This window comes from Arthrobacter sp. B6 (assembly GCF_001663775.1).
GTDB lineage: Bacteria > Actinomycetota > Actinomycetes > Actinomycetales > Micrococcaceae > Arthrobacter.
In genome coordinates this window covers 3,039,179-3,065,585 of record NZ_KV467168.1, presented here as the reverse complement: position 1 = coordinate 3,065,585, position 26,407 = coordinate 3,039,179, and the positions used below count along the sequence as shown (strand labels likewise).

At 62.2% G+C, this 26,407-nt stretch carries 24 protein-coding genes and 1 pseudogene; 17 read left to right on the top strand and 8 right to left on the bottom strand.

Features of this window, described 5'->3' with window-relative positions; genetic code table 11:
• Positions 1-67: 67 nt before the first annotated feature.
• From AU175_RS21780 to AU175_RS13520, 5 genes are all read left to right on the top strand, one after another.
• Positions 68-520 (top strand): DUF6278 family protein, encoded by a 453-nt coding sequence (locus AU175_RS21780; protein WP_156642315.1) that lies wholly within the window; start codon positions 68-70, stop codon positions 518-520.
• A 131-nt stretch (positions 521-651) separates the two neighbouring features.
• Positions 652-1,173, top strand: coding sequence for a GNAT family N-acetyltransferase (locus tag AU175_RS13535; RefSeq protein ID WP_197497106.1), 522 nt, complete (start codon positions 652-654; stop codon positions 1,171-1,173).
• 468 nt (positions 1,174-1,641) lie between these two features.
• On the top strand, positions 1,642-2,517 hold the full coding sequence (locus AU175_RS13530) for a glycosyltransferase (protein ID WP_156642313.1): 876 nt from the start codon (positions 1,642-1,644) through the stop codon (positions 2,515-2,517).
• Positions 2,518-2,687: 170 nt separating this feature from the next.
• Positions 2,688-3,380 (top strand): LmeA family phospholipid-binding protein, encoded by a 693-nt coding sequence (locus AU175_RS13525; RefSeq protein ID WP_082979154.1) that lies wholly within the window; start codon positions 2,688-2,690, stop codon positions 3,378-3,380.
• Between the two features lie 240 nt (positions 3,381-3,620).
• Positions 3,621-3,821, top strand: a complete 201-nt coding sequence (locus tag AU175_RS13520; RefSeq protein ID WP_066289758.1) for a hypothetical protein — start codon at positions 3,621-3,623, stop codon at positions 3,819-3,821.
• A gap of 99 nt (positions 3,822-3,920) precedes the next feature.
• On the opposite strand, the gene AU175_RS13515 is transcribed toward AU175_RS13520, so the two are convergent.
• Positions 3,921-4,487: a hypothetical protein gene (locus tag AU175_RS13515; RefSeq protein ID WP_066289755.1), complete on the bottom strand. Its 567-nt coding sequence runs from the start codon at positions 4,485-4,487 to the stop codon at positions 3,921-3,923.
• Between the two features lie 225 nt (positions 4,488-4,712).
• Positions 4,713-5,504, bottom strand: a complete 792-nt coding sequence (locus tag AU175_RS13510) for an alpha/beta fold hydrolase (protein WP_066289753.1) — start codon at positions 5,502-5,504, stop codon at positions 4,713-4,715.
• Between the two features lie 80 nt (positions 5,505-5,584).
• Between AU175_RS13510 and AU175_RS13505 the strand changes: the two genes are divergently transcribed.
• Positions 5,585-6,139 (top strand): hypothetical protein, encoded by a 555-nt coding sequence (locus AU175_RS13505; protein ID WP_066289752.1) that lies wholly within the window; start codon positions 5,585-5,587, stop codon positions 6,137-6,139.
• Positions 6,136-8,973, top strand: a complete 2,838-nt coding sequence (locus AU175_RS13500; RefSeq protein ID WP_066289751.1) for an ATP-binding cassette domain-containing protein — start codon at positions 6,136-6,138, stop codon at positions 8,971-8,973. Before AU175_RS13505 ends, AU175_RS13500 begins: the two co-directional genes overlap by 4 nt.
• 82 nt (positions 8,974-9,055) lie before the next feature.
• Here AU175_RS13500 and AU175_RS13495 read toward each other — a convergent pair whose 3' ends face one another.
• Positions 9,056-9,262, bottom strand: a complete 207-nt coding sequence (locus AU175_RS13495) for a hypothetical protein (protein WP_156642312.1) — start codon at positions 9,260-9,262, stop codon at positions 9,056-9,058.
• A 413-nt stretch (positions 9,263-9,675) separates the two neighbouring features.
• A pseudogene (locus tag AU175_RS22430) lies at positions 9,676-9,842 on the bottom strand (amino acid permease); the annotation flags it as partial.
• A 195-nt stretch (positions 9,843-10,037) separates the two neighbouring features.
• On the opposite strand from AU175_RS22430, the gene AU175_RS13490 reads away from it, so the two are divergent.
• On the top strand, positions 10,038-11,498 hold the full coding sequence (locus tag AU175_RS13490; RefSeq protein WP_066289746.1) for a peptidoglycan D,D-transpeptidase FtsI family protein: 1,461 nt from the start codon (positions 10,038-10,040) through the stop codon (positions 11,496-11,498).
• Between the two features lie 1,299 nt (positions 11,499-12,797).
• Here the strand turns inward: AU175_RS13490 and AU175_RS13485 are convergent.
• Positions 12,798-13,253, bottom strand: coding sequence for a DUF6328 family protein (locus tag AU175_RS13485; RefSeq protein ID WP_066289743.1), 456 nt, complete (start codon positions 13,251-13,253; stop codon positions 12,798-12,800).
• A 216-nt stretch (positions 13,254-13,469) separates the two neighbouring features.
• On the opposite strand from AU175_RS13485, the gene AU175_RS13480 reads away from it, so the two are divergent.
• Together AU175_RS13480 and AU175_RS13475 are read left to right on the top strand one after the other, a co-directional pair.
• The gene (locus tag AU175_RS13480) at positions 13,470-13,895 is read left to right on the top strand and encodes an AI-2E family transporter (RefSeq protein ID WP_231938565.1); all 426 of its coding nucleotides are present in this window, start codon (positions 13,470-13,472) and stop codon (positions 13,893-13,895) included.
• A gap of 55 nt (positions 13,896-13,950) precedes the next feature.
• Positions 13,951-14,436 (top strand): hypothetical protein, encoded by a 486-nt coding sequence (locus AU175_RS13475; protein ID WP_066289737.1) that lies wholly within the window; start codon positions 13,951-13,953, stop codon positions 14,434-14,436.
• Positions 14,437-14,752: 316 nt separating this feature from the next.
• Here the strand turns inward: AU175_RS13475 and AU175_RS13470 are convergent, their stop codons facing one another.
• Positions 14,753-16,669 carry a glycoside hydrolase family 15 protein gene (locus AU175_RS13470; protein ID WP_066289734.1) on the bottom strand — a complete coding sequence of 639 codons (1,917 nt, stop codon included), beginning with the start codon at positions 16,667-16,669 and terminating at the stop codon, positions 14,753-14,755.
• A gap of 580 nt (positions 16,670-17,249) precedes the next feature.
• A complete protein-coding gene (locus tag AU175_RS13465; RefSeq protein ID WP_082979151.1) occupies positions 17,250-18,173 on the bottom strand; it encodes a DUF1206 domain-containing protein in 924 nt (307 codons plus the stop codon).
• Between the two features lie 916 nt (positions 18,174-19,089).
• Between AU175_RS13465 and AU175_RS13460 the strand changes: the two genes are divergently transcribed.
• Positions 19,090-19,401, top strand: a complete 312-nt coding sequence (locus AU175_RS13460; protein WP_156642311.1) for a hypothetical protein — start codon at positions 19,090-19,092, stop codon at positions 19,399-19,401.
• Positions 19,402-19,616: 215 nt separating this feature from the next.
• Here the strand turns inward: AU175_RS13460 and AU175_RS21770 are convergent, their stop codons facing one another.
• The gene (locus AU175_RS21770) at positions 19,617-20,087 is read right to left on the bottom strand and encodes a hypothetical protein (RefSeq protein ID WP_156642310.1); all 471 of its coding nucleotides are present in this window, start codon (positions 20,085-20,087) and stop codon (positions 19,617-19,619) included.
• Positions 20,088-20,536: 449 nt separating this feature from the next.
• Between AU175_RS21770 and AU175_RS13455 the strand changes: the two genes are divergently transcribed.
• The 6 genes from AU175_RS13455 (at position 20,537) to AU175_RS13430 (ending at position 26,290) form a co-directional block, all read left to right on the top strand.
• Positions 20,537-21,058 (top strand): hypothetical protein, encoded by a 522-nt coding sequence (locus tag AU175_RS13455; RefSeq protein WP_156642309.1) that lies wholly within the window; start codon positions 20,537-20,539, stop codon positions 21,056-21,058.
• A gap of 14 nt (positions 21,059-21,072) precedes the next feature.
• Positions 21,073-21,501, top strand: a complete 429-nt coding sequence (locus AU175_RS13450) for a PRC-barrel domain-containing protein (RefSeq protein ID WP_066289726.1) — start codon at positions 21,073-21,075, stop codon at positions 21,499-21,501.
• 141 nt (positions 21,502-21,642) lie between these two features.
• Positions 21,643-22,215, top strand: coding sequence for a hypothetical protein (locus tag AU175_RS13445; RefSeq protein ID WP_231938564.1), 573 nt, complete (start codon positions 21,643-21,645; stop codon positions 22,213-22,215).
• A 976-nt stretch (positions 22,216-23,191) separates the two neighbouring features.
• Positions 23,192-23,710: a hypothetical protein gene (locus AU175_RS13440; RefSeq protein ID WP_066289723.1), complete on the top strand. Its 519-nt coding sequence runs from the start codon at positions 23,192-23,194 to the stop codon at positions 23,708-23,710.
• Positions 23,707-24,813: an AI-2E family transporter gene (locus AU175_RS13435; RefSeq protein WP_066289722.1), complete on the top strand. Its 1,107-nt coding sequence runs from the start codon at positions 23,707-23,709 to the stop codon at positions 24,811-24,813. Before AU175_RS13440 ends, AU175_RS13435 begins: the two co-directional genes overlap by 4 nt.
• Positions 24,814-24,913: 100 nt before the next feature.
• Positions 24,914-26,290: a phosphatase PAP2 family protein gene (locus tag AU175_RS13430; protein ID WP_066289721.1), complete on the top strand. Its 1,377-nt coding sequence runs from the start codon at positions 24,914-24,916 to the stop codon at positions 26,288-26,290.
• Positions 26,291-26,407: the final 117 nt, after the last annotated feature.

Genomic DNA, 26,407 nt, shown 5'->3' with positions numbered 1-26,407 from the left:
GGGCGCGGCGGAATCTACTCATGGAAGCTGGACCCAATTTGCAAATTTGCAGCACTACGATAACCAGATGAGCGCTCCGGATGATTCAGGCGAACCTCTGCAGAAACTGCCTGCAGGAATGCCGAAAAGATATGCGGAATATAAGCCAGTCACCTCGGAAGCCGTAGCACCCCCTCCAACTAACGTTGGCGGATATGACGAACTCCTCAACTACTTCCAAGAGCGAGGCCAAACACTGCCTCGAAAGGCAGAAAGCCTCGCCACTCTTGATCAAGCCATTAATGATGGCTTGGCGGCTGAGCTTGTCCGCCCTATCGGAATGTTCTATGGAGATCTCCTCACCCACACTGTTCCTGGCGCCCACTGGGAGGTGGTCGAGGAGGGCTACCCTCTGGTTCGTGTAACAAGAAACGTGGCCATTGACGTCGTCCACATCGCATTACGGCGCATAGCTACTCCGAATCCCACACTCGAACAAAATTATGCCCACGTCCTCGAACTCGTTAGGCAAGAACAGTAAAGCGTTCGCCTTGAAGGATAGGGGGCGGGCAGTCCTGGGGATCACGACCTGCGTCGCGGGAATTGGCTAGGGCGGTAGACGACGGTGCGCCAGTAGAGGCGAAAAGGCCAATGGCGGGTACAAAGGTAGGGATGGAAAATCTAAATTTACGTAAGCACTCGCTCCTTCCCTGGACCTTGCGTGAAGGAGCCGAAGCAGATTTCCTGCAGTGTTCAGAGCTTTGGATGAACGCCATCGCGCTTCGTGACGGCACGCCGAACGATGTTCGAATGAAAGACCGAGCATTGGCGAAGCTAGGCGTCCCGGGAAGTATCCTTCAGGTCGCGGAAACCGGCGCGGACATTCAGGGATTCGTGTTGGCAGCTGAAAAGACCGCTCCTGGCCTTGGCCGGACAGCTCACCTTTCATTGCTGGCGGTAAAGCCTGCTTACCAAGCCCAAGGACTGGGACGGTCCCTGCTCGCCGGCCTCACGCAGACACTTGCCAGAGAAGGATTTGCAGGGGCAACCCTCGGTGTCTTGGAGGACAATCTTGGGGCACGCAAGTTATACGAAGCCGCGAGTTGGCAGGTCACTGGAGGCGGGTTCTTTGAGGACTCTGGTCGCCCATGTGTCTATTACAGCTTGGACCTGCAAAACCGAACGCCCAATTAGCGGGTGGCTACATGCAGCACCAGCTAGAGGCGCCGCTTCTATCTGAAGTGCTATTTCGCCTGCCGTCCTGGACAAGCCAAAAACACTCCCGTAAAAGGTTCGGCTAACGGGCGCCAACAGTGGGTCATCGACCGCCGTAACGGGCAGGGTTACGGTTTAGCGACCAGACGTGCGAGTCTCCCCGCGCTGGTACTGGAAAGGACGCACGGCCGCGGCGTTAATCTTGGGAACGTGAAAATACTTTGCTCCTTTGTTGGTGGCGCCGGTCATCTCGTTCCTCAGTTTCCTCTGCTTCGGGCACTCGTCGATGCGGGCCATGACCTCACCCTGGTCGGCCGGGCTTCTGGAGCCCGGTCGGCTCCTGAGGGAATGTTTCGGCGGATGGAAACTCGCCCGGATCGTCGAGCCCGCGTCAGCAATGAGATCTCCCCTTTGCTACCCGTGGATCGGGATGCGGAGGTGGCTGTTGTGGCTGAGTACTTCGCAGGCGATGCTGCGCGCCAGTCGGCGGAAGCTGTCGAGGCGGTGCTTTCGAGCACGGATTTGATCGTGTGCGATGAGCTGGACTTTGGGGCGATGGCAGTAGGTGCAAGGGCGGGCGTTCCGGTCGTAGTTGTATCCGTGATTGCATCGGGATCACTCGTGCGCGCGGATCGCATCGGTGATGCGCTCGAGCGATTGCGTCTCGAATTTGAACTGTCAGAGCCCATCAAGTACCAGGGCGACCTATTTGTTATACCGTTCACACCGACCATGAGAGCTCCAGACTTTCCCGCCCCAGCTAACGCAGTATGGATGCGGCCTGATCACGGGCTCAAACCCGACCCGAACGGGTCGATTGTCGCAACCCTCGGGACCGAGTTCAATACGGAATCGGGCGATCTATTTGATCGGATTCTCGGCGCACTCGCCGAAGTGGATGCTCCCTGCGTAGTGGCAGTTGGACGCGATCTCGACCCCGCCCGATTCGGCCCTCAACCATCGCATGTGCGCGTGGAGCGGTACGTCGATCTTGAAGCCCTCATCCCACGTGCCAGCGTCGTTCTGCATCACGGGGGTAGCGGCCTCTTCATGAGGTCCGTTCTGGGTGGGGCCCCGCAGATCCTCTTTCCCATGGGAGCAGACCAGCCTTTCACCGCTGATCGTGTCCAGCACCTCGGCGTGGGACATGTGCTCGACTCGCAGACTGCGGATTCGATCGTGATCAGGGAGCAAGTAGCGGCCCTGCGTGACGACGCTAAGATGCGCAACCGCGTTATAGCTCTACGAACGGAAACGCTCGCACTTCCAGACCCGACAGCTCTAGTGCGCAAGGTGGAAAACCTCGTCGCTACCGCCCGCTAAGGGATCCTTGGACGGGTCACTCCGGTGGTCCATTTTCGCCCGGGGCCGGTCACTGGATCTGATCTTTTCCGCCGTTCTGCGAGGCACATAGCCGGAAACGCACCACACCCTAGCGGCGTGACCAGTTTCAGGGTCTCGCGCGGCAGACGGCGAGCCATCAGACTGTTCTAGTGGAGTGGACGCGTGTGAAGGACTGGCTGATCGGTGCCACTGGGATGGTCCTCGTCCTGGTGGTCGGAGTTGCGATCATCTTCTGGGTGGTGAGCGACCCGGCCGGCGGGGACGAGTCAGGGCCCGCGCCGTCGCCGACGCTGGGCACCGAGCGCCCGCCGGACGCAGAGCCTCCCGCCGAAATGCTCGAGGACGAGTTGTGGCTCGCCGACCTGGAGCTGGACGCTGGGATGGTGGTGACTGCGGGATCGGTGCTCCGTGACGTCCGGGCCGTCGGGCAAGACGTGGTCACGGGGCCGGACGGGCTGGTCGCTGCCCAACTCGCCGTGGACGCGACCGTGCCGTTCGAGGTTGTCGCCGACGAGCTCGGTAACGGGACCGTGGTCGGCGCCGCCGACGGCGGCCAGGCCACGGTGGTTCGCACCGTCGAGGCCTTCGGCCGCGAACTGCGCGTCATCGCCACTGGCACGGTCGAGGTTGAGGCCGGCAGGATCGTTGTCGAGCCACGTTCCATCGACTTTGGTGGGCCGGACTTCCTCTCCGACGCTACCGCCGCCGTCGTGCGCAGGCTCGTGACCATCGAGCACGACATAGAGGGCCTGCCCGAGGGCCTCGTGCTCCAGGACGTCGCCGTCCAGAACGATGGGTTTCGGGCCAGCCTCCGGGGCGAGGACGTCAAGATTGTCCGGTAACTTCCTGCCCTGCCGGAGAGGGAACGCTCCACGGGACATATGCGGTTCAAATGCGGTATCGGGCATCGCCATCATTGGTCGCGCCGTACCTTTCCGCATAGGGTCCCGGGTCCCGTGAGACCGGTCCGCGAAGGGGTCCGACGAACGGACTGCAGGCCTCAAACCGTCGCGGCTATGGACTCCTCCAAATGCCCCGAGTACATTCGAGGCGAGCCGTCGGAGTTGCAAACAGGAGGGCACATGATCGGTCCTGCAGCCGAAAACCAGGTGCGGGCGGCGGTGGACAAGGCCGCCGAAGAAATGATCTACATCGGCCCGGACCACCCCTACTATCCGCTGCTGGCCGAACTTGTGTCCGCCGTGGGGAAGGCTTGGCAGCAAGGGTACGAGCACGGCCGCCGTGGCGGGCACCACGTTAACCCCTATCTGTGGGATACCTGAATGCCACCGGTTGCAGCCCGCGTTCTCAGCTGCTCCTGAGCCTCCTGAACCTTTTAGGGTGCGGCCAGCGGGCACCAAGGGGGCGGTGATCGACCCCCGTTACGGCCGCCGTCGTCCGTCCTCGACAATGGACATCGGCAAGCCGAACCCGTGCACGGAAGGGGAGATGCTGTCTAGCTGCCAGCCATCCGTGGAAGCCCGGAACGTCGCGGTCTGCGGTAACGAGTAGCCCGACGGGACGTTGCTCGGGCCATTCGCTGTCGAGGCGAGGTGTTCCTCGGTCAATTCCTTGAAATGGATGATTGCCTCCGACCCGGTCACATCGATGGACTCCACCGTCACCGTCGTAGAAAAGGACGTATACCAGAAACCAGATGACCTGAATCCCGCCTTCGACCGGGTCACTACCGGGATGTCCTGTACGCGCTTGGCCCGGTAGGCCGCCGTCGCCTGCCCCTCGGCGAGGCGCGGAGCCGGGACAGTGTCGAGAACGGTGCCGTTGCGATCCTCCACTGCAGCCTGGATGATGGCCTCGAACCCGGACGACGACGAAGTGGGCACCGCGGCGGGCGCTTCCACCGTGAGCGACCCGCCTGCGGCTTGACAGCCGGAAAGTGCCAACCCGAGCAACACCGCAACGGCGGTCAGAGTGCGCGGGTACTTCATCACGGCCCCCCTCGTTATTCATGTCCTCACAGCTTGCCCTTGCGGACCCACTCGGTCAACGAGGCTCAAGCATGTCCTGTTCCAGGATCGCGCGGGCCAAACCCACCCTGCGGCGAATCTGTCCCGTTGCGGTTCCTCAATCGAGACAGCAAGGCCATCAGGCCCGCCCCAACCGTGGTTCCCTCCATAGAGGTTCCTTGGGTTCTTGAATTGCAGCCCGGTCGGTCACGAGTCTTCTGCTCGAGCTCGATCGAGCCAGTCGCCCAACAACGTGGCGAGCAGTTCGGGGCGCTCGTGCATGAGCGCATGGCCGGCGTCCTCGATGACAGCCAGGGTGGCGTGCGGGTAGCGCTCGAGCAATTCGGCCGCGTCGGCATACCCGACGACCGAATCGCGCCGTCCCGCCACCACCAGGGTCGGCGCAGAGAACGCGGTCGTCCCGACGTCGACGGTCCACCCGGCAAAGATGCGCCCCAGCGCAGCCTCGTCCACAAGCGCCGTACTCGGCGCAACGCGGTCGCGGTACCGGCGGGCCGTGGCCCGTGTGCGCAACACAAAGTACTCCTCGAACCCCTCCCGTTGCCCAGGTTCAAGTTCGTCGTACGCGTCGGCGTCCTGGTGAACCACGTCGTGGCCGGGCACACTTCGCGACCGCTCGGCGACGGGGCACAACAACGCCAGACCGAGCACGGTGTCCGGTCGCTGTGCGGCCACCCCACGAGCCAGGTAGGCGCCGTAAGAGTGCCCGAGCAGCATCACCGGTCCCGTGCCGAGATGATCGATGAAATCGCCGAGCAGCGTCACCACATCGTTGTTGCAGGTCAGGCCGTCCGCCGTCGAGAGGCCCATCCCCGGCAGATCCGGATAGATCCGCCGGTATCCCGTGTCGGGAACGATGGCCTCAATCGCCGCCTCGATCTCGCGGTGATCAACACCGGCGCCGTGTAACGCCACCAGCGGCACACCGGCGCCATGCTCGACGTAATGGACCAGGACTTCGTTGATCCGGCACTCCATACCCACACCCTAATGGAAGCCTAACGTCACACAACGCGACGGCATCCGGATCCTGACCAGCAACGATCTACCCTTGACAGGTGACTTTGACTACCATTCGTACCGCCGCCGCGAGGTCCCTCGCCGCCGGTCTCCTGTTTACCCTCGCCGCCTGTTCCACGCCGGCCGCCACCCAGCCAACTGCCTCCGCACCGGATTCCACCGCAACGGCTTCATCCAGCGCCGCCGCCGGGCCCTGCGCCGGTGTGAAGGTCATCGTCGACTCGGGCGCCCTGAAGCAGGATGCCGCTGACAAGTCCGTCTGTGTGCCTGTGGACGCGAAGACTCCCGCTTCCAAGGTGCTCGAAGAGGCAGAGGTAAAAACCGTCGGCACTACCCAATATCCCAACGAACTGGTGTGCCGTGTCAACGGTGTACCCGCCGCGGACTTCGAGATCGTCCACAAGGGCGGCACGTACAAGGAAGAATGCAGCGGCATGCCCGCTGCATTCGCCTACTGGTCCCTCTGGGTCAAGCCCGCCACCGGTGACTGGGCCTACGCCCAGGAAGGCCTCGCCACCCTGCAGGTCAGCCCCGGTGAGAGCCTGGAACTGCTCTACACGGTCGACGGCGAACCGGCCGCCCCGAAGGCATGACCTTTCGACCCGCGCCGCTACGTGCAGGGGCGGCACTCGCCGTCGTCTTCATCGCGGCGCGGGTCATCTACCGCGTCCTTTTCAACGGGGCGGGCATTGGTGCACCGGTGCTGCTCGACCTGCCGGCGGTTCGGCTGGCTGCCCCGTACGCGCATGTGGTCCTCCTCGGTCCGGTAACCGGGCCTGGCCTTTGGCAGGCGGTCCTGTCCGCCCTGCCCATTGCCGGGGTGCTCCTCGGTTTCGGCATCCTCAACTCCCTGGTGGACGTGGCCCGCGGCTTCGTGCACCTGGCCCGCCGCGGCCCCATGCAGGGCCTTGCCCGGACGCTTGTGGTTGCTTGGGCGGCACTCCCGGCGCTCGCCGACGCCGTCACCTCCGTACGCCTGGCCTTCCGGCTGCGGGGCGAACGCTTCGGAGCACGCGCCCTGGTGCCCGTGCTTGAGCGCACACTCGAGCACGCGGTCCGGGTTGCCGCGGCCCTGGAGTTGCGCGGCTTCGGGAGCCGGGCAGCACACCAACCCGGCCGCGGTGTTGAAACAGAAGCACCGGTCCTTATCCGGGACGCACAGTTCCGCATTGGTGACGCGCAGGTGCGCGTCGCAGGGTTCACGCCGTCGAGCGGGTCGATTGCGGTCATTACCGGGCCGACAGGTTCCGGCAAGTCCACCATCCTGCGGGGTATCGCCGGCCTCCTTTCACACGTTGATGGCGGAGAAATCTCCGGCACCGTGCGCGTCGCCGGAACCGACCGTGCCGCCACGCCTCCGCGCGATACCGCCCGCCACATCGGCGTCGTACTGCAGAATCCCCGCGCCGCATTCGCCACCACCCGGGTCCGGGACGAAATCGGCCTCGCACTGGAACTGCGCGGCATGGCATCCGGGACCGCCAAGGCCCGGGTGCTGGAGGTTGCGGAGCGCATCGGAGTGTCCGCGCTGCTGGACCGGAATGTCAGCACCCTCTCGGCGGGTGAGGCAACGCTCGTAGCCATCGCCGCCGCGGTGGTGGATCGTCCGGCCCTGCTCCTGGTTGATGAGCCCCTGGCTGATCTTGACACCGCAGCACGCGGACACGTCATCGCCGTGCTTAACGCCCTCGCCCGCGACGCCGGTGTCTGCGTGATCGTGGCGGAGCACCGGGCGCAGCCGCTCGTACCGGTTGCCGACTCGTGGTGGACCCTCGACGACGGCACCCTGGTCCCGGGTGCCACGCCAGCCGCGCCTTCCCACCCCCTTGAGGCCAGTCCGACGCCGGCTCAGCCGGCGGAGCACGCGCCCGTGCTGACGGCGGCCAAGCTCTCCGTGCACCGCAAGGGCAAACCGCTGGTGCGCGACGCATCCCTGACCCTGCACCGCTGTGAAGTGGTGGCCCTGGTGGGGCCGAACGGGGCCGGGAAGTCATCCCTCCTGGTGGCCCTCGCCCTTGGTGAAGGAACGGTGGGTGAAGGGACGGCCGACGGCGATCGCGTCGCCCTGGTGCCGGACGCCTCGGACGACCTCTTCACCAGGGATACTGTCGCGGCAGAGCTCCGCGCGGCCGAGCGGCGCCTTTCGCGCCGAAAAAACGGCGCACGGCCCACGCCTGGCGCCGCGGCGTCACACCTTGCCCGTCTGCGGGGAGACGTCGGGATTCCCATTGGACACGAGCATCCCCGGGACCTCTCCGCCGGTGAGCGCAGGATCCTTGCCATCGCGCTGCAGACCATGGACAGCCCCTCGGTACTCCTGATCGATGAGCCCACCCGCGGACTCGATCCTGCGGCGCGGACGGCAGTTGCGGCGGCGCTGCGGGCTGCAGCGGACTCAGGTGCGGCGGTCCTGATCGCCACGCACGACCTCGATTTTGCGCACGGCCTCGGCGCCCGGATCCTTCCGATGCGTGACGGCGTCGTGCCCTCTTCCGTGCCGGCCAATGCACCTGAACCTGTCCCTCCGTCGCCCCGGCAGGCAGGTGCCGGACCAATACCAAGGGTCATCGACGAACCGGCAGACTCCCCGGGAGCGGAAAGACAGCGCCGCATCCGGATGCCGCGGGGCGTCGAGCTCGCAGTTCTCGCGGCTGCAAACCTGCTGGCGCTGGGTGCATTCTGCTGGCCGCTGCTCGCCGCAGCCCTCCCGGAGGATGCCGCCGCGGCCCTCCCGTACGCGGCGCTGGCCATTGCGCCGCTCGCCGTCGTCGCCGTCGTTGTGGCCATCGACGGCTCGGTCAGCTCCGCACACACGGTGGCGTTGCTCGGTGTCCTGGCCGCCGTAGGTACGGCGGTGCGGGTGGCCAGCACCGGCGTTGGAGGCGTGGAGGCAGTCTTTATCCTGCTGATCCTGGCCGGCCGGGCCTTCGGTGCCCGTTTCGGCATGCTTCTCGGCGCCGCCACCATCGCCCTCTCGAGCGCCTTGTGGGGTGGGATCGGGCCCTGGACACCGTTCCAGATCTTTGCCTGTGCGTGGGTGGGCGCCGGCGCCGGCCTGCTCCCCCGGCGCGTGCGCGGGAAAGCCGAACTGTGGATGCTGTGCGGCTACGGCGTCCTGGCATCCTACGTGTTCGGCCTGCTGACCAATCTGTGGTTCTGGCCCTTTGCGGTGGGAGCCGGCACCGGCATCTCCTACGTTCCCGGCGCGCCGCTGGGCACCAACCTCAGCAGCTTCCTGCTTTACTCGCTGGTGACGTCGACGGCGGGCTGGGACACCCTGCGCGGCATCACCACGGTCATCGGAATCGCTGTGGTGGGGCGGGCCATTCTCGCCGCGCTCCGGCGGGTGAAGCCGGTCTCCAGCGCGGGCGGAAGCGTCAAGGGACACGCCACCCAAGCCAAAGACCGGCTTCGACTCGAAGTCTGATCAGTGACCAGTACCTGCGCCACGCAAGCCGGGGATAACACTCCCCGCCGGCTCGGCCGTTAGGCCAAGCAGCAGTTCTTACTTACTCGGTACCGTCGCCTGTCTGGGCATCTGGTGCCAGCGGTAGCTCCATGAACGCGTACAGCTCCCGCCAAGCGTTATCCAGACGCATCTCTGCCAACACGATTTCTTCTTTGCCGGCATCATCACCGCGCTGCCGCAACTCGTAGAGCTCGTTGTACAGCTCCTCGACCTGATCCAAGCGCTTCTTGAATTCCATGTCAGCCATCGCAAAAGACTAGCTGAACGACAGCGAAGGAGGACAGATCCCGGGCTTTTGTCATCCCGCCAAGCCCCTTTCATGGTGCCTGTGCGCCCCGGGTACCTCCGAACGTAGGTGCGGCTGCCCCAAACGGGGAAGGGACCGGATTAGCTGCTGCAGCGGTTGCATGTCCTATGGTGCTCGCGGCGTTTCCGCATTCCCCCACTTTCTCGGTCCGGATGCGCTGGAGCTCCCAGCCCTCAGGCACAAGGGCAGTGAGTTGTCGATCCGACGTATACAACCGTGTAGCCGCACTCCTCAAGGAAAGGTGTGCCGCTTGGACGCTTCCCAAAGGCTGACGAAAGATCCATAATCGGCGTTTCCGACAGTCAAGGCACCGAGGCCGGACAGATTGAGCAACCAGATCTACGCTGCGCCTTGCCTAACAATCGCGAAAGAAAGGCCCTGGCCCAAACCCACCGCTGAACATCTGGGAACCGAAAGCCCAGGATGATTCCGGCTGCCACCAATTTCGCGGCTAGTGTGATTGCACAGTTGAACCAATAGCTCCAGCCGATCGCAAAGCCAAAGACGGCGAGACGAAGCGATGTAGTTTGCTACGGTGTACCGTTACGTCGACCGATCGGCTAGGACCGTCTTGCGGAACTGGAAGTTGGGTTGAAATCAGGGGGAGCCTGATGATTTCATATACAGCCAGAGGCCGTGGACACAACACCCTTGCCCCCGGCCAAGGGGACGGAAGCAAAGGCATTGATACTCCAACCGCGGCGGTGAAGCACTCGTGAACCACGCAATACGGAAGTCGTGGGTGGCGGCTATAGCTATGTTCGCCCTCATTTTCGGCGCCATCAGCTATGTCCAGGTCATAGGTGCCGACGAGCTCAAGGCGAACCCCTGGAACCAGCGCGCCGTCCTGCAGACCTTCTGCAGCGACCGCGGCGCCATCGTCGTTGGTGGATTTCCCGTTGCAGAGTCCGTGAAAACCGGTTCGGAGACCTGTGCCTTCCAGCGCACGTACCCGCAGCCGGAACCGTACGCCGGGATCACCGGTTACTTCGCGCAGAACTTCGGCGCCACCGGCCTGGAACAGTCGATGGGGGGCGTACTGGCGGGCAACTCCGACCAGCTGTTCCTGGAACGGCTGGGGCAGCTGTTCCTCGGAAGCCAGCCCAAGGGCGCGTCCGTGGAACTCACCATCGACCCCGAACTCCAGCAACTTGCATACAGCCTGATCCCAGACGGGCAGCGCGGACACATTGTCGTCACCGACCCCAAGACTGGCGCAATCCTGGCCATGGTATCCAAGCCCTCCTACAATCCCAATCTTGTAGCAATGCATGACCTGGAAGCCGCCGCCGCCAATATGAGCGAACTCGTCAAGGTGCCTGGAATCAACCTGAATCCCAACGTCAGCGGACCCACCGGTGAGCAGCTTGCACCGGGCTCCGTGTTTAAGCTCGTGGTGACCGCCGCGGCCTTGGCGTCCGGGAAGTACAACGAGGACAGCGAGCTGCCCAACCCTGCAGAAATGCCGTTCGAGGGCATTCAATACCGGCTCCCCAACTACGCCGGCGGAAACTGCTACACCCGGGATACGGCCAGTTTTGCGTTCGCGCTGCAGCAGTCCTGCAACACCCCGTTCGCCAGCATCGCCCTGGACCTTGGTCGCGATGCCATCGCAGAACAGGCCAAAAAGTTCGGTTTCGGCCAGGAGGTGGGAGACCAGCTGAAGCTGGACCACGCCCTCGGCAACACCTTCCCCGACAACCTTGACGCCCCCGGTCTGGCGCAGTCGGCTATCGGCCAGAAAGACGTCCGGGCCACGCCGCTGCAGGTTGCCATGATGACCGCGGCGATCGCCAACGACGGCGTGCAGATGCAGCCCAACCTCATCAAGACCGTGCGCTCCCCGGATCTGCGCGTCATTGACGAGCCACAGCCAGAGCAGCTGCGGACTTCCACCACCCCGAAGATCGCCAACCAGATCACCGAGTGGATGGTCAGCGCTGTAAGCGAAGGCATCGCGAACCGTGCAGCGGTTCCGAGCGTCCAGGTGGCGGGCAAGACCGGAACGGCGGAGCTTGGCAACGGAACCAACAACTCGTGGTTCACCGGATTCGCCCCCGCAAACAACCCGCAGGTGGCTGTCACCATTGTCATGGAAGGCGTAGACATCACCACCGGCGCACAGCTGACCAGTCCGAACGCGAAGAGAATTTTTGAGGCAGTGTTGAATAAGTGATCCTCTACAGCGGGGTGGAGCAACCATGTGCAAAACAACGGTTCCCGCAACCACTTGTCAACAGGACCGCACTGGGGCGATGACGGACACTGGACAAAGCTCGGGGCCCGCCGGCACCTCCCTGGGCAGCAACCGGCTTGGCACAGCGGACGTGCTGGCCCGACGTCTGGATAGGCCCATGGGGATCCTGGGCGTCATCTTCCTCTTTGTGGTCCTCGGTCAGCTGATAGCAACAGAGCCGGTCATGGCGTGCACCGTTGCCGCTGGAGTCGACAAAAGTGCTCTAAATGGGCGCTGGACTGCAACCGGCCTCCCGCAGAGCCAGGACCTCGTTAGCGGTCGACCCCCACCTGGTAACTGCGGAGGTGTACTGGCCAGTACGGCGTCCCGGTAGACGCACGCAGACTTTGGCGTCCCGTTTGGATATGTCGATGCTGGCACACTTCTCATGAAGAACGTCCATGACGGTCTCCGCTTCCTTTCCGTATCCGTTCTTGTGGATGAATGTGTATCCGGGGAGGGCAGGTTGAAGCAGAAGACTCTCACGCGTGCTCAAGGCAACAATCCACGGTTCCCGCGGAAAGGCCCTCCAGGACCATGCTGATATGCGGGATTACGAGCACCACGGCTGAGCGGCAACTGACCGGAACACACGATCAGCCTGCGCGCCCCGGACGTTTGAGCTGGCAAGGGCCGCGAACAGGACCGGAGCGGACCACAATTTTTCTGATATCACGGAGGGCGGCAGCGCTCTCGACTGCTGATATGCGCGGGTTGGTTACCGCAGGACGAGGTGTTCGGCTGGAGGGGTGCCGCTGGTCTAGCAATGTCGGGCGTCACCGGTGATTTGCCGGTTGCCCATAGGTGTATCGCGTGTCTCCTCCACGCTGCCAGGCCATCCGGACGGGCGGGAACGGGAGGTCTATTCATCCGTCCACGGGGGCTCCTGTTGGACCGGGGCTGCCAGGGACCAGCACCCAGCCGGCCAGTTCCCGGGCAACGGCGACGTTGGCGATGACCCGGCGTTTGTGCCGGGAGCTCGAACTGCTCCCACTTGCGGTGCGGCCGGTGGTTGCCCTGATGGCCGCGGACCTAAGGACACCTCGTCCGCGACGTCCCGGCGGGAGCGCATCTCCTGGCTGGCATGGTAATGGGCCGGCGGTGATGCCAGGCGGCCTCGACCAGCAGGCGGCGGGCATGGGTGTTCCCGGTCTTGGTGATCCCGCCCTGGGAGCGGGAATACGTCAGCCCACGCCGAATGAGCCACCTCTTTCCGGAAGGCGAGTCCTTCGAACCCGATCAACGACCGTGTAGTCGTCGTGCCAGTGGCAGGAATAACCAGGTGACAAGTCCTAGTGCCAACAAACCACCAGCGGTCGCCATCGCGAGATCACCAGGAAAGACCACTTGCGTCACGTACCAGATCGAACTCGTCAGTGAGACCAGTAGCAGTGCCAGGGCCGTTATTGCTTGACGTGTTGCCGTACGGATCAGCAGCTTCTTGTCATAGGGTTTACCCCGTAGCCGATGGTAGGCGCTCTCCCCTAGCAGGAGCACGAGGGAACCACCGGCCGACATCAGCGACACCATGTATACGATCCGATCTTGCTCCGGCATACCGACGAATCGGGAGGAAAAGGGAACAGTTAAGAGGAACGCGAACAGCACTGTCACCCCGGGAATGATCGTTCGGAGTTCACTGGACAACTCGTCAAGTTGCCGTGCCGCTACCTCAGAGTCTTCGTCGTCCGTCATCTGATCGGCTCGAGAAGTGTCCGTGTGATGTGATAGGCCAAAGTTGTGGCGTCGCCTCCTATTTGCCGTGGTTCAGCTTCTAGCGCCGCGTCTTTAGTCATAATTTCATTATGGGGCTATCCTCTTAGCCGTGGGCGGAGCGGGTGCAGTCGTCGCCGGCCTACTGCTGGCCCGATGGAAAGACCGAGCCTCGGCAATCCAGAGCCTGGCGGAACAATGAGTGCCTCGCCGCCGGACGGGAGACCAAATGTCTGGACCACGGGTGTAGGCCACGCAGACGTCAAATTGAACCTGGCGATCCTCGCGGTCCTGGCCGTAGTCCTGACATCCATGGCCCTGAGCGCGGTAAAGCTGGTCCTCATACCAGCGCTGATTGCACTGCTGCTTACCGGCGCGATCCGACCCCTGGTGGGAAAAGCCGTCAAACTCCACCCGCTGGTGATCCTCATTGCTCTAGCCGTGGGTGCGATCCTGGCCGGCATCATCGGGGCGGTCCTCGCCGTTCCGATTGCCGCCGTCATCTGGACCTCCATAAGAAGCTGGAACAAAGCCCGGCAACTGAGCAAAACAACCATGAGCAGAGGGGCCTCCCGACACCACTTGGACCGAAGTCCCAATCAAACGCCCCACCGCCAACCGTAGCCCGCCACCAGAACATTGATCCAGGTTGGATAAGAACCACACGAGGGGAGCCGCAATGGCCAGCGAACAGAAAGAGGGGATGCCCCGGTTCATGGCGCAGTGCGCCTGGGCTCTTCTGCTTCTGTTGGCCTTCGCTGCCATGATGACCGGGACCTTCGGGGCGGAAACTTTGTTCTCCAGCGGATCGATACAACTCAGTGTCACTTCGGGCGTGCTGCTCCTGGTCATCCGTCCCGCAGTCCCGGTGAAAGGCAGGACCTGGGCGATAGTTGGAACAGCCGCGTCCGTGATCGGCTTCGAGATCATCCGGATACTCGCCGAGGCAGTCCCACCCGGGCCGATACTCGGTGGCTGGCTGATAGGACTCACCTGGCTGGGAGCTACTGTCCGGGCCTTTCGCCGGTGGCAGCAGACCGGCCTCCCGCGGACCCGGTGGTGGGTGCTGCCTGCACAGGACCGGGCCGCGCTGGTCCCGGCCCCAACCGGGGACCCGCCACTCCCACCGATGCGTACCACCCGCCACGCCGAACCCGGCAGTTAAGAACATGCCGCTCGAACCAACAACTGACCGACAATGAAGACCCCATCTACAATGCCAGCGACCCTCAGGCCAGCCTATGGGACTGCATTGAATCGTAATGCGCGCCGGGCGCAGTGAAGTAGGCAGTGACGAGGCACCCTCGTCGGCAGAGGACTGCACCACGGGTCGCTGAACTTGCGCAATGTCTCGGCCATATCCTTACATGGCGGTACTCGTCCCGCCACAGATGCCAACTTCCTTAATCTAAGTGTCCTTCAAAACTAAAGCCGCTAGGAGCGGGTTGGTGCTGTGGGCAGAAGGCATGAATCGGCTGAGCTCATTCCAGGCGGCTTCGAAGGTCTAGTTTGGCCTTGGTGACGGCGTCGGCTGCTCGAATGAAGCCGAGGTGGCTGAATGCCTGAGGGAAGTTCCCAGCCAGCCGCGCGCTGACAGGATCGTACTCCTCCGCGTAAAGCCCGACGTCGTTCGCGTAGCTGGTGAGCTGGTCCAGTAAGGCTGTGGCGTCCTCTATGCGGCCGCTGAATGCGTATTGTTCCACCAACCAGAACGTGCAGATGAGAAACGGGTACTCATGGCCTTCCAACCCATCGAGTCCTGAGGCCGTGCGGTAGCGGTGCAGCAGGCCGTGTTCCTCCTGCAAATCGGTCTCTATCCGGGCAACGGTGCCAAGCATTTTCGGGTCATCGTATGCCACGAAACCGGTGTGCGGCAGCTGCAGCAACGACGCGTCCACCTCGGTGTTTGAGTAAGTTTGTGTGAACGAGTTGAGCTCGTCGTTGAAGCCGCGGTCCATTATCTCCTCACGCAGCCGATCTCGCAGGCCCCTCCATCGTTCCGCAGGCCCTTCCAGTCCTTGCTCCTCCACCGCGCGTACACCCTGATCGAACGCCGCCCACATCATGACCCGTCCATGAACGAAGTATTCTGCTTCCCCTCGCATCTCCCATATCCCGTGGCCTTTACGGTCTAGGTTCTGCTCGCAGAAACGCAACAGGTTCTTCTGCAGCCCCCACGAGTACTCCCCCTCTGGCACGCCGGCGTCGCGAAGGGCAGCCAGCGCCAGCATTACCTCGCCGATGACATCGGCCTGGTACTGACCTGCGGCCCCGTTGCCAATCCGCACCGGTTTCGATCCCTCGTAGCCGCCCAGGTGCTGCAGTTCGCTCTCAGGCAGTTGGCGTTCCCCCGCGATGCCGTACATGATCTGCACCTGATCAAGGTCACCGGCAACCGCGCGCAGGAGCCAGTTGCGCCAGTGCAGAGCGCCGTCGGTGAAGTCGTGGGCTATGAGGGCCTCGATTGTCAGAGCCGCGTCCCGCAGCCAGGTGTAACGGTAGTCCCAGTTGCGAGACCCGCCGAACTCCTCGGGCAATGACGTGGTGGGAGCTGCCACGATGCCGCCAGTCCTGCCGTGTGTGAGTGCCCGCAACACCATAAGGGAGCGCAACACCGCCTGATCGTGCTGATCGTGGACCTCTACGCGAGAAGACCAGTCCACCCAGAAAGCGGTCGTTGCCTCCAAGGCTGCGGCCGGGTCTGCCGGTGTAGGAAGTTCATCATGGGACGGGTGCCAGGTGAGTACCCAGTCAGCGGACTCACCGGCGGAGAGCGGAAACTGTCCGGTCAGTCGCGTGGACACAGCGCCCTGATAATCGTCCGCGTGGCCTTCCGGGGATGCCTCGTGCCGTTCCTCCATGCCGGCTTGCGGCTCTACCTGCTGCTCCTCGTACGGATGCAGCAACGGTCCGGCCAGCAACAGCGCATCCGGCCCGGCCACCGACAGCAACCCCCGGATGTCAGTCCCGTCGAGGTCAACCCGCCGGGTCCAAGGTTTGGCCCGGACGTAGTCGAAGCGGATCCGGAGGTCATGCTCAACCTCAACGGTCCCGGAGACGCATTCCACCCGCCGCACAAGATCTGATTGCGTGTCACCGGGCGGCAGGAAGTCAGTGACGACAACCGTCCCGGTCGCTGTCCGCCAGGTGGTTTCCAGGATGAACGTCCGCGGCAGATACCGGCGGGAGATCACCTCCCCGTTGACGGGCGATAGCTTCCACCGTCCATCTTCCGGATTTCCTAGCAGAGCCGCGAAGACGGACGGCGAGTCAAAGCGGGGGAAACATAACCAGTCGATGCTGCCTTCCCGCGACACCAGCGGACCGGTGCCCATATCGGACAGGAGTGCGTATTCCTCCAATGGCGTGGACAAGTGCTCAGCAACCTGATCTCTCATCTCCCCATTCAATCAGCACCCCAAAATGCCGGCAGTGCCACGGCCAGGGCTGATATCCGGTTTCCCGGCATTAGGCGGGGGGCAGGAAGCAAGGGCATGTCCGAGTGTGGGCTACTGGTACGCGTGCATATTCGATTTCGGACTATGCAAGCCTTCTGAACAACACTGTGGGACCAGTTCAATCAAAGTCATGGCGGCCTCGGGTAGGCAGCCGGAGTCATCAAGCCCGAAAACCTGGCCGGCGTGCCGAGTGTAAGTCCGGTTAGGGCACACTCCAGCCTGACAACGGGAATTGACTGTCGCTCCGCTTCGAAGAAGCGGTGTGCAACCGCCGCCCACAGCCAGGGACAATTCTCATAGGTTATCCACCGCTGCTGCCAGGGAGTTACCCAACGGCGCCTAGTTCCAGCCGTGGATAACCTGAATTGACCCCAGCCATGGCCGGATCAAAAGTCGCCGAACAGTCCGGCCGCAGAGGACCGCAATAGCAAGGGCGCCAGTTAGGCGGGCTGCAAGGAACTGCCCGGGCCAGAGCAGGACGAGGAGGCCACTCCCGCACGCGGAGAGGATGACCAGGGGATCACATCCTGTCCAGAGGTGCGCGGATGATGCTGTATAGGCCGTAGCATACGAGCCCAATCGCTACGATCGAAAGAGCGACAGTGCCAAGGAACTGTCCCTGTAATGCTTTCAACGCCCCGTCCAAACCAGTGGAGTCCTCGGGTGATGCAGTTACTGCGGCCACAATGATAAGCGCCCCCACCACCGCCAAAGCAAAGCCCTTCGCCAAATACCCAACCGAACCCAGGATATGGATTACAGCACCACGAGGTCCTTGTGGGAGTGTCCCGAGGTCCTTGCGGTAGCCCTTAGTGGCACCCTTGAAGAGGTGATAGCACCCGATGGCAATGATTCCCACACCTACTGCAATCAACAGTGCGGCACCTAACGGAGCCGCCAACAGGTCTGCCGTTAACTTCCGAGCCTGGGCGCTGCTGTCAGTCTCGCCGCCAAGGGCATAGACACCGAATGACACAGAGACTGCAGCATATGCAGTTGCCTTGAAACCGGCTTTCAGCCGCTTCATGACTTTTTCCTTTTTGTCTCGGTGTTTCCAACGAAAAGCGGCCTCGCTCAGCTGAAAAACCGCAAGGGCCGCGGCCCCTAGGAAACTGGTCCACAGCAGGATGTATCCACCGGGTAGGTCCGCGAGGGCTTCCAGTGCGCCCGATCGTTCAATGTCGCCCCGGGCGCCAGCGGCCACGCTAACGGCGATAACGCCGACAACAAAATGGAGCAATCCATTGGCCGAGTACCCAATTCGTGCGCACACTTCGAACGTTCTGGAGTCGGCCGCATCTTCAAGACGGCCGAATACTCTCATGGCCACACGACCAAGATCGCGTGCCAGTGTCTTCCATTTCTGGGTCGAACGTTCCATCTCGTGCTGCACGATCCACCAGCCATCGTTGTGAGACTTATACTTTTCCACAATATGGGGCATTTCTCACCAGACCCAGGGCTCCCGTCCCTGCATCGGAACGGTGCAAAGTCTCGATGAACCCAGGCTGGAACCTAAGCCTGGTTATGCAGGTGTCGGCGAGGAACTCCAGAGCAGTAGCGCATCGCAGGGGCAAGTGGGGCAAGTCGTCTTTGTCGATAACCCATCAACGGGCGTTCCCGGCCAGGACACCCGCGACCAGAACCAGGAAACCAGATGCTCCCGCAGCCCGGCGCTTGCGTACCTCGTGGCATAGAGACGGTCAACACGGCCAGCCCAAGTCGTTATTTCCGACTGTTCTGCCACGAGTTCTCTTGGAACCCCGCCCGTCCCCCATGGGCGGGGTTTCCGTAGTCCCCGGCATTGCGAGGGCTCTGCCACGGGCGCCGCCTTAGCTATTCATCAAACGAGACGATGACAGAAGGCATCCAGGAGCGCTCCCAACGGCCTCCCTCTGTCCAGCCGTGGATAACCCGATTGACCCCCAGCCGTGGACGGCACATGGTCACATTGCTCCCGCCACCTTGGTCAGGAAGCAAATGCATGTCCGATCCCTGCAGCTTGACGGTAGCTCTATGATCGGGGTTTCAGGGGGTGCTAGTTGTTCCTGCAAGGGTGAACAAACGATATTTCCATCCTGCCCGGATCGGCTATGAGTGTCCCGACTCTCCGTAGGGAACGGTCCCAACGCCTACACGGCCGCTCGGCAGAACCTACTTTGCGTCGCGCTCTTTGTGGGGCTAACAAAATTTTTCTATAGGCTATATCCAGCCAATTCCCAGAAAGCTCCTTGCCGACTTGCAGTGACCTATCAGCCCGTTGCCTGCCTCTGCCCAAGCTGCCTGAATACGTTTAGGTCGTTCGGAGGTCTAAAGACAGGAAACGACACATGGCAGGCCTGGGCAGGATACGCATTGGTATGACTGTTTTGGACAGCATGGGAGCCATCATTGGGGTGGTGAAGGCCCTAGAGCTTGCTGAGGGCGTCAAGCCACCACTGAATTTGGTCTTCGGTGGAAGTCGGGACCGGCAGATCGTTGAAGCAGCAACCCGGGAAATTGCACGGACAAACCGACCCGTATTTGAAGGGCACCTGTTGATAGAAACCGGGGACGGCAAGGACATCGTTGCATCCCTAAAGTCAATCCACCGTATTGCAGACACGGCTGTTCATCTTGCGGTGGTCCGACAGATCGACAAGTCGGGCGACGGGTCATTCGAGGGCGCATAAGCATGAAGGCAGGTTCTGCTCCGTGTACGGGGGAGGTCGGTCAGGCAGGCGCCTGTGATGGCTTCATGGGCAAGTTCCGGGAGGGGCCAATACCGTGACTCTTCGTGCGTAGTATTGGCGTCCTCGCGCCGAATGATGGCACGGTAGCCACGCCCTGAGTCGGTGATGTCTTGGAGCCGAAGCAGACCGGAGGCCGAGGCCGCTCCAATGTGGCGTTAGGGGGATGGGGTGCTTGTTGGCACGTATGGGCGGTATGCCTGAAGGGTGCCGTCCAGTACGGGTGTGTCGAGCTGTGTGCTATCGGGCCCGACAGTGATGGTGACCGGAACTCTTGAACCTGGGATCTCACTGACGGAAGAAAAGAAGTGGGCGTGGGTGTCGAGTCCTAGGTTTGATTGGCCTTCCACCCGGATGGTGACGTTGTCGTCCTCGTCTGAAAGAGTGACGTTAAGCGGTTCGTCCGAGGTGTTGTATAGAGTCCCCAGCAGCCGGCCGGCCTCGTTTTCGGCGGAGGCGACGAGAATGAGACTCCGTACCTCTACTTTTCCTACCTCAGTATCGGCGCCGTTTGCTATTGCATACCAGTCCTCTTCCGGCGCCTCCGAACATCCAGGCAGGCACAGGACTATCACGCCTGCGAAGAGGGCTTTGACGAAATGTCTGTGACATTGAAGTCCTGTTCTCATCCCTGTTGTCCTGACTGCTCTCACTTGCGCGGCTGGTCCTAGACCGGACCCTGAATGGCATTTTCAGACTTGCACCATGCTGAGTTGAGGGCAAGTCATTTTTCGTTAGCCTGCTTCCCCCTTTGCTGGGATGGGCGATCCGTGCCGGGCCATCAGAATCCGCCAATGCTAGTGACAGGATTCGCAGGAGTCGAGGAAAGCCAAAGGTTTTCACCGGATTGGAACCTACCGGACCCGGCTGCAACTCCTCCATTCGTGCGCCACTGGCATGTTTGTGGGGATTTAGACCGAGGAGGGATCACAAGGCAGTAACTCCGCCGGGAAACCCGTTGCATCTGAGTCACACGCGTTGTACGGCTCCGTCGGCCCCTGCCAGCGTGGAAAGCGCGGGAACATCAGAAACCAGGCGGCGCGGGCAACCCACTGTCTGCTGAAATCAAGGAGTATCCATGTTGACTCGTAAGCCAAACCTTTTCATGCGCTGGGCGCTTGCCGGCGCCTTGTCCTTCAGTGCCTTGGGAGTTGCCTCCTGCGGCACGGAGGGCCCTGAAACGGGAGCCGATGTCGAAGACGTCCAGGAAGCACCTGAAGAGACCGAAACCAACAACACCGCTAACCCCTTTGATGGCCCCTACGACCAGGATTTCCTGGACGATGTGGACGTACGGGAGGGCCAGGAAGTCACCGTATCGGCGAACGTAAACGAAATTATCACCCCGGAAGCGTTCACCATCGCAGGAACCGAAGACACAACGGTCGACCCTCTTTTGGTCCTGCACAAGAACGCCGAGCCGGAACTCAAGCCTGAATTGACCGTCAAGGTCACCGGCACCGTACACACCGCATTCGACCTGCCGGCCGTTGAAAAGGATCTTGATGTCGACCTCGACGACGCACTCTTTGAAGACTGGGACGGTAAGCCCTACCTAAAGGCGTCAGAGATCGACACCTCCGTAGCTGCTGACGACTGAAAAGGAGAACCGTAATGGGCACGAACGAAGCCTGGGAACTGGTGAAGCTGGAAGACACCGGCAAGACCGTGGCCGCTGAGCAGGAAGATATCCGTGGATACACCGCCAGGGACCGGTCAGGCGAGGAAATCGGCAAGGTGGAGGAGTTGCTGATTGATCAGGAGGAGGAAAAAGTCCGTTTCCTCATCATCGCCTCGGGAGGTTTCCTGGGGATCGGGAAGGACAAAACATTTATTCCCGTGGACGCGGTGAAAAGCATCAACGCCGCTGACGGGGAAGTCCTCATTGACCGGACCCGGGAACACATCGCAGGGGCTCCCGATTATGACCCGGATCTGGCAGACACACGGTCGTACTATGAGGGCGTCTACGGTTATTACAGCGTTCCACCGTACTGGACCCCCGGCTACGCCTACCCTGCCTACCCCTACTACCCCCGCTGACGTTATCAGCCCTTCCCAGTTGGCCCGTCCGCACCGACCCCATTCGAGTGGGCCGGGCCGGGGACGGATAACCTCTACGGAAGGAAGGAACAGCAATGAAACTGCATGGGCACGGGGCGAGCAGCCCTAAGGGCCTCCGGGATGACACCGTCGCCGCGGAACGGGGCCGCTCCGGCGGGGTCAAGTTCGGTTCGGCTTTTTGGGCTGGATGACTGCGAGGGAATATCTGTACTTCTCACCGCCCTGATCACCGCTATCGCCGCCGCGGTGGGAGCAGCCAACAACGTGAACCCTTCCACGGTGACCAATCAAGGGGCGCAGAACCTCCAGACAGTAAACGTCGTTGAAGGGATCATTCTGGCCGTGATCCTTTTCATCTCCTACTACTGCGGAGGCTACGTCGCCGGACGCATGGCGCGCTTTGATGGAGCCAAACACGGCCTTGCGGTCTGGCTGTGGGCTGTCATCGCCACCGTCATTGCCGCAGCTCTCGCGGCCCTGGCCGGAAGCCAGTTCGACAACCTGCTCAACGCCACGGCCTTCCCCGGACTTCCAGCAAACCAGGAAGGGGTCACGGCCGGAAGTGTCACCGCCCTGATCATCGCGGCCCTGGTCACCTTCGCCGGAGCAGTTCTCGGGGGACACATGGGCATGCGCTTCCACGGTAAAGTCGACCAGACTGGAGTGGATCACCGGATTGGACTTGAAAGGTAAGCAGTGGGCCGCCCATTCACCGTGGCAGCAGCGGCACTGGCCCGAACACGGATCCTTCAATACGCTGCTTGGAGGACAAGGAGGAGGCATGGGACATGATGCCGATGCCGTCGCCGGAGCAGCGCAGGTAGGGCCGTCAGAGTTGTTCGCCAGACTTGCAACGGCTGCGGCTGTGCTCACAGCAACAGATACCCTCAATGTGGCGCCGGCCTGGGTGCTTCCCGTTGGGAGTGGTCGGCGGCCAAGACGCGCTGCAGGACAAGGTAATCACCGATAGCGTTCGGCCTGTAGCCGGGCGCTATCAGCTTTGAGGGTAGGCTACCGAGGACCCGGACCACGGTTCCAAGTGGCACCGTGGGCCGGGCGATAAAGGCCGAAGTCAGGGCCGTCTGAATGGTCAGTGGGTGAACCGTTGGACTCCCCGGGCGGGTAATGGCAAGGTCTGTAGCAGGGGATGCGTTGCTGGTGTGCTGCCAATGCTTTAGGAGGACCGGGACGGTATGGCTGCTCAGGAGCCTCTGGAGATCCCAGGGAAGTGTCTGGATGGGACAGGCATGGTGGCGAGTGTCATGACTGTGGTGGTGGCACCGGTGATCGCTGCCCGTGCGCTTTTGCATCACGGGCCGTAACAATGGCCCGGGAACGGTTACCGCAAGCGTACGGGACTTCAGTTCTGTTGGGCATGGAACTGTTTCTGCCGCTGCCACCGGGGGCTTGCATCGATCCGGGTGTCCGCGGTCATCGTGCCGATCCGCACTTTTTGAGTTCTCCCTGGGACTTGAAGATCACCGGCGCTTGCCCTGGCCGAAGACCAGCGAAACAGGACACAACCTGGCTTTCACCTGACGGCTGAGAGCACGTGAACCTGAAGTGGGACATGAGGAGGAGGATCAAGGCTTTGGATGCTAGAAGAAATCCAGCGCATACTCGTGGACGGCGTATCGGTGACGGTTTCAGGGCGGCAACCATTCTAAGTGTGGGGGTTGCCGCTATATGGCTTGGGATCGCCGAAGTCATCGGATTCGCCGTAGTCGCTGTCGGTCTGATGATTCCCAGGCTTTCCCGCTTGGCGGGGCCTTTCGATGCAGCGTTCTGCGCAACGATATTCCTCGCTTCCTGGAGTTCCGTCGTTTCCCTTTACGCTGCAATCACGTGGTGGGACATCATCGTGCATTTCGTCACGGCCGGTTCATCAGCTGCAGTACTTTTTCTGCTGCTGGCCCGCGCCGAGATCACCCCTGGCAGTGCATTAGGCAAGGCACTGCCAGGGCGTTCCATTGTGGTGATGACTTTCGCGTTCGGTGTCACCGTTGCCGTGCTTTGGGAAATTTTTGAGTGGGCCGGTAACGCGTTCATCTCCAAAGAAATCCACGTCGGCTATATCGATACCCTTCTTGATATAGCCGTGGGCGGAGCGGGCGCGATCGTGGCCGGCCTGCTGCTGGCTCGGTGGAAAGACCCGGCCTCGGCGATCCAGAGCCTGGCGGAACAATGAGTGCCTCGCCGGCGGACGGGAAACCAAATGTCTGGACGACGCGAGTAGGCCATGCTGCCGTCAGACTGAACCTGGCGATCCTCGCAGTGCTTGCCGTGGTCCTGGCGACCATTGCCCTGAGAGCGGTGAACTTGGTCCTCGTACCGGTGCTGATCGCACTGCTGCTCACCGCTGCGATCCGACCCCTGGTTCACTTCCTTGAAGACAGGAGCATTCCCAAACCGGCGGCCACGTTCATCTCCCTCTTCGCCTGTGTTGTGGTCTTGTTGGGCATCGGGGCAGGGGTGGCCTATTCCATCTCCACCCAGTGGGACGAGCTGGTGTCCAGTTCGGATGCTGGCCTTGCCAGAGTGGATCAGACCATTGCCCAGAGTCCGCTGCCGTTCTCGGAACAGGAGGTACGCCAGGCGCGGGAAAGTGCAGTCCGTTCCCTTACCGGGGACATGTCCGTTGGCGATGCTTTCGCTGCCCTCAATACCATCGGGACCTTTCTGACGGGGCTGCTGATGATGATCGTGGTCTTGTTTTTCTTCCTCAAAGACGGCCAGACCATCTGGGCTTTCCTCACGAGATGGCTCCATGGGGACCGGTTGGCCCGGACGATGCGCGCCGGAAAGAACGCGGTAGAGGTCATGGGCGCATACGTGCGCGGGATCATGGTCATAGCTTCCATCGACGCCGCAGGGATCGGACTGGCGATGCTGTTGCTGGGCGTGCCACTGGCCCTGCCCTTGACAGCCATCGTCTTCCTCGGCGGCTTCATCCCGGTCGCCGGGGCAACCATCACCGGGATCTTCGTTGTCCTTTTCGCGTTCGTCACCAAGGGCGGTGGTGCCGCACTGGCGCTGGCCGTCGCCGTCATCGCCGTACAACAACTCGAAGGCAATCTCATGCAACCGGTCATCATGGGAAACGCCGTCAAACTCCACCCGCTGGTGATCCTTCTGGTCCTGGCCATCGGCGGAATCCTCGCTGGGATCATCGGAGCGATCCTTGCCGTTCCGATAGCCGCCGTCATCTGGACCTCCATAAAAAGCTGGAACAAAAGCCTGGAAAATGACCAAAACAAGCATGAGCAGAAGGGCCTGACCGGCACCACTTAGACGAAGCCCCGACCTTAAGGCCCCACCGTTGACCGGGTGCAAACAGTGGCCGCCGCCGGGGCATGATCCAGATGGGATAAGAACTACGAGGGGAGCCGCCATGGACAAACACCTGAAAGAGGGGATGCCCAGTTTCATGGCGCATTGCGCCGCGATTCTCCTCACCCTGGCTCTTCTGGGCCTCGGCATCGAACTGGTAGCGCCACTGCAAGGCGCTGCCGTTTCCTCTGGCCCAAGCTTCATAAATGTGCTGGGAGGGGCCGCCAACTTCCTGGCAGAGATCGCTGGACAGGTCGGGTGGCTGATCCTTCCGATGACGGTCCTGTGGCTGCTCATACGCGGAATCTTCACCTCAGCACTGTACGTAGCTACTGTCGCACTGGGGATGGTGTTCCTGTCCGGCGGCGGAATCCTCCTGCTGGCCTTCGCTGCACTGATCACCGACGGGACCTCCGGGGACGGGAACTTGTTCTCCAGCGGATCGATGCAACTCACTGTCATTTCCGGCGTTCTGCTCCTGGTCTTCCTTCCAGCAGTCCCGGCGAAAGGCAGGCCCTGGGCGGTGATCGGAACAGCGGCGCCCGTGATCGGCTTCGAGATCATCCGGATACTCGCCGAGGCAGTCCCACCCGGACCGATACTCGGTGGCTGGCTGATAGGACTTGCGTGGCTGGGAGCTTCCTTCCGGGCCTTTCGCAGGTGGCAGCAGCAGGCCGGCCCGTGGCCCCCATGGTGGCGGGGCCTGCCTGCACAGGATCGCGCCGCGCGGGTCCCGGCACCAGTCCGGGACCCGACGCTGCCCGGAGGGCGAAGCAGCGCCCTCAAGCTCGCCAGCATCTGGGTCCTCCTTGCCGGCGGTGTGACCGGCGCGGGCTTTCTCATCACGGCGGTACTTGCCTCCGTGCAGCGTATGGACCATGCCGTGGTGCAATGGCTGGCTGAGCACCGCAATGATGCTTTGAACGTTCTGGCATCTGTGGCAGGGTCCTTTGGAACCACGGCCGGAATCGTGGGCGTTCTGCTTGTCGCCGCACCGCTCGCCATGGCAATCACCAGGCGGGCTGCCCCGGCGGCGTTCCTGCTCGTGGCTGTGACCGGTGAGACTGCCCTGTACCTGGTCACAGGAATGATCGTCAGCCGGGCCAGGCCGGACGTCGAGCACCTGTCCGAAGGACTTCCTCCCACCTCGTCCTTCCCGTCAGGACATGTTGCGGCGGCCGTCGTCATGTACGGCGGCCTTGCCCTGCTCCTGCGGGCGTGGACGCAATCCCGGCTCCGCAACCTCGGCCTCATCCTCGCGCCGCTCCTCGTGCTCGGGGTGGCCCTCTCCCGGCTGTACTGGGGGGTCCATTACCCGACTGACACAGCTGTCAGTCTGATGTTCGGCACAGCATGGGTCTTTGTCTGTTGGCGGTACTTCCAACCAGCCCGCGGAGCACCGAAACGCACCACCCGCCACGCCGGAACCAGCAGTTGAAACATGCCGCTCGAAAACGACAACTGACCAACAACGAAAACTCCATTTACGATGCCAACGACCCTAAGGGACTGCATTAAACCGTAGTGCGCGGCCGGGCGCAGTGAAGTAGCCAGG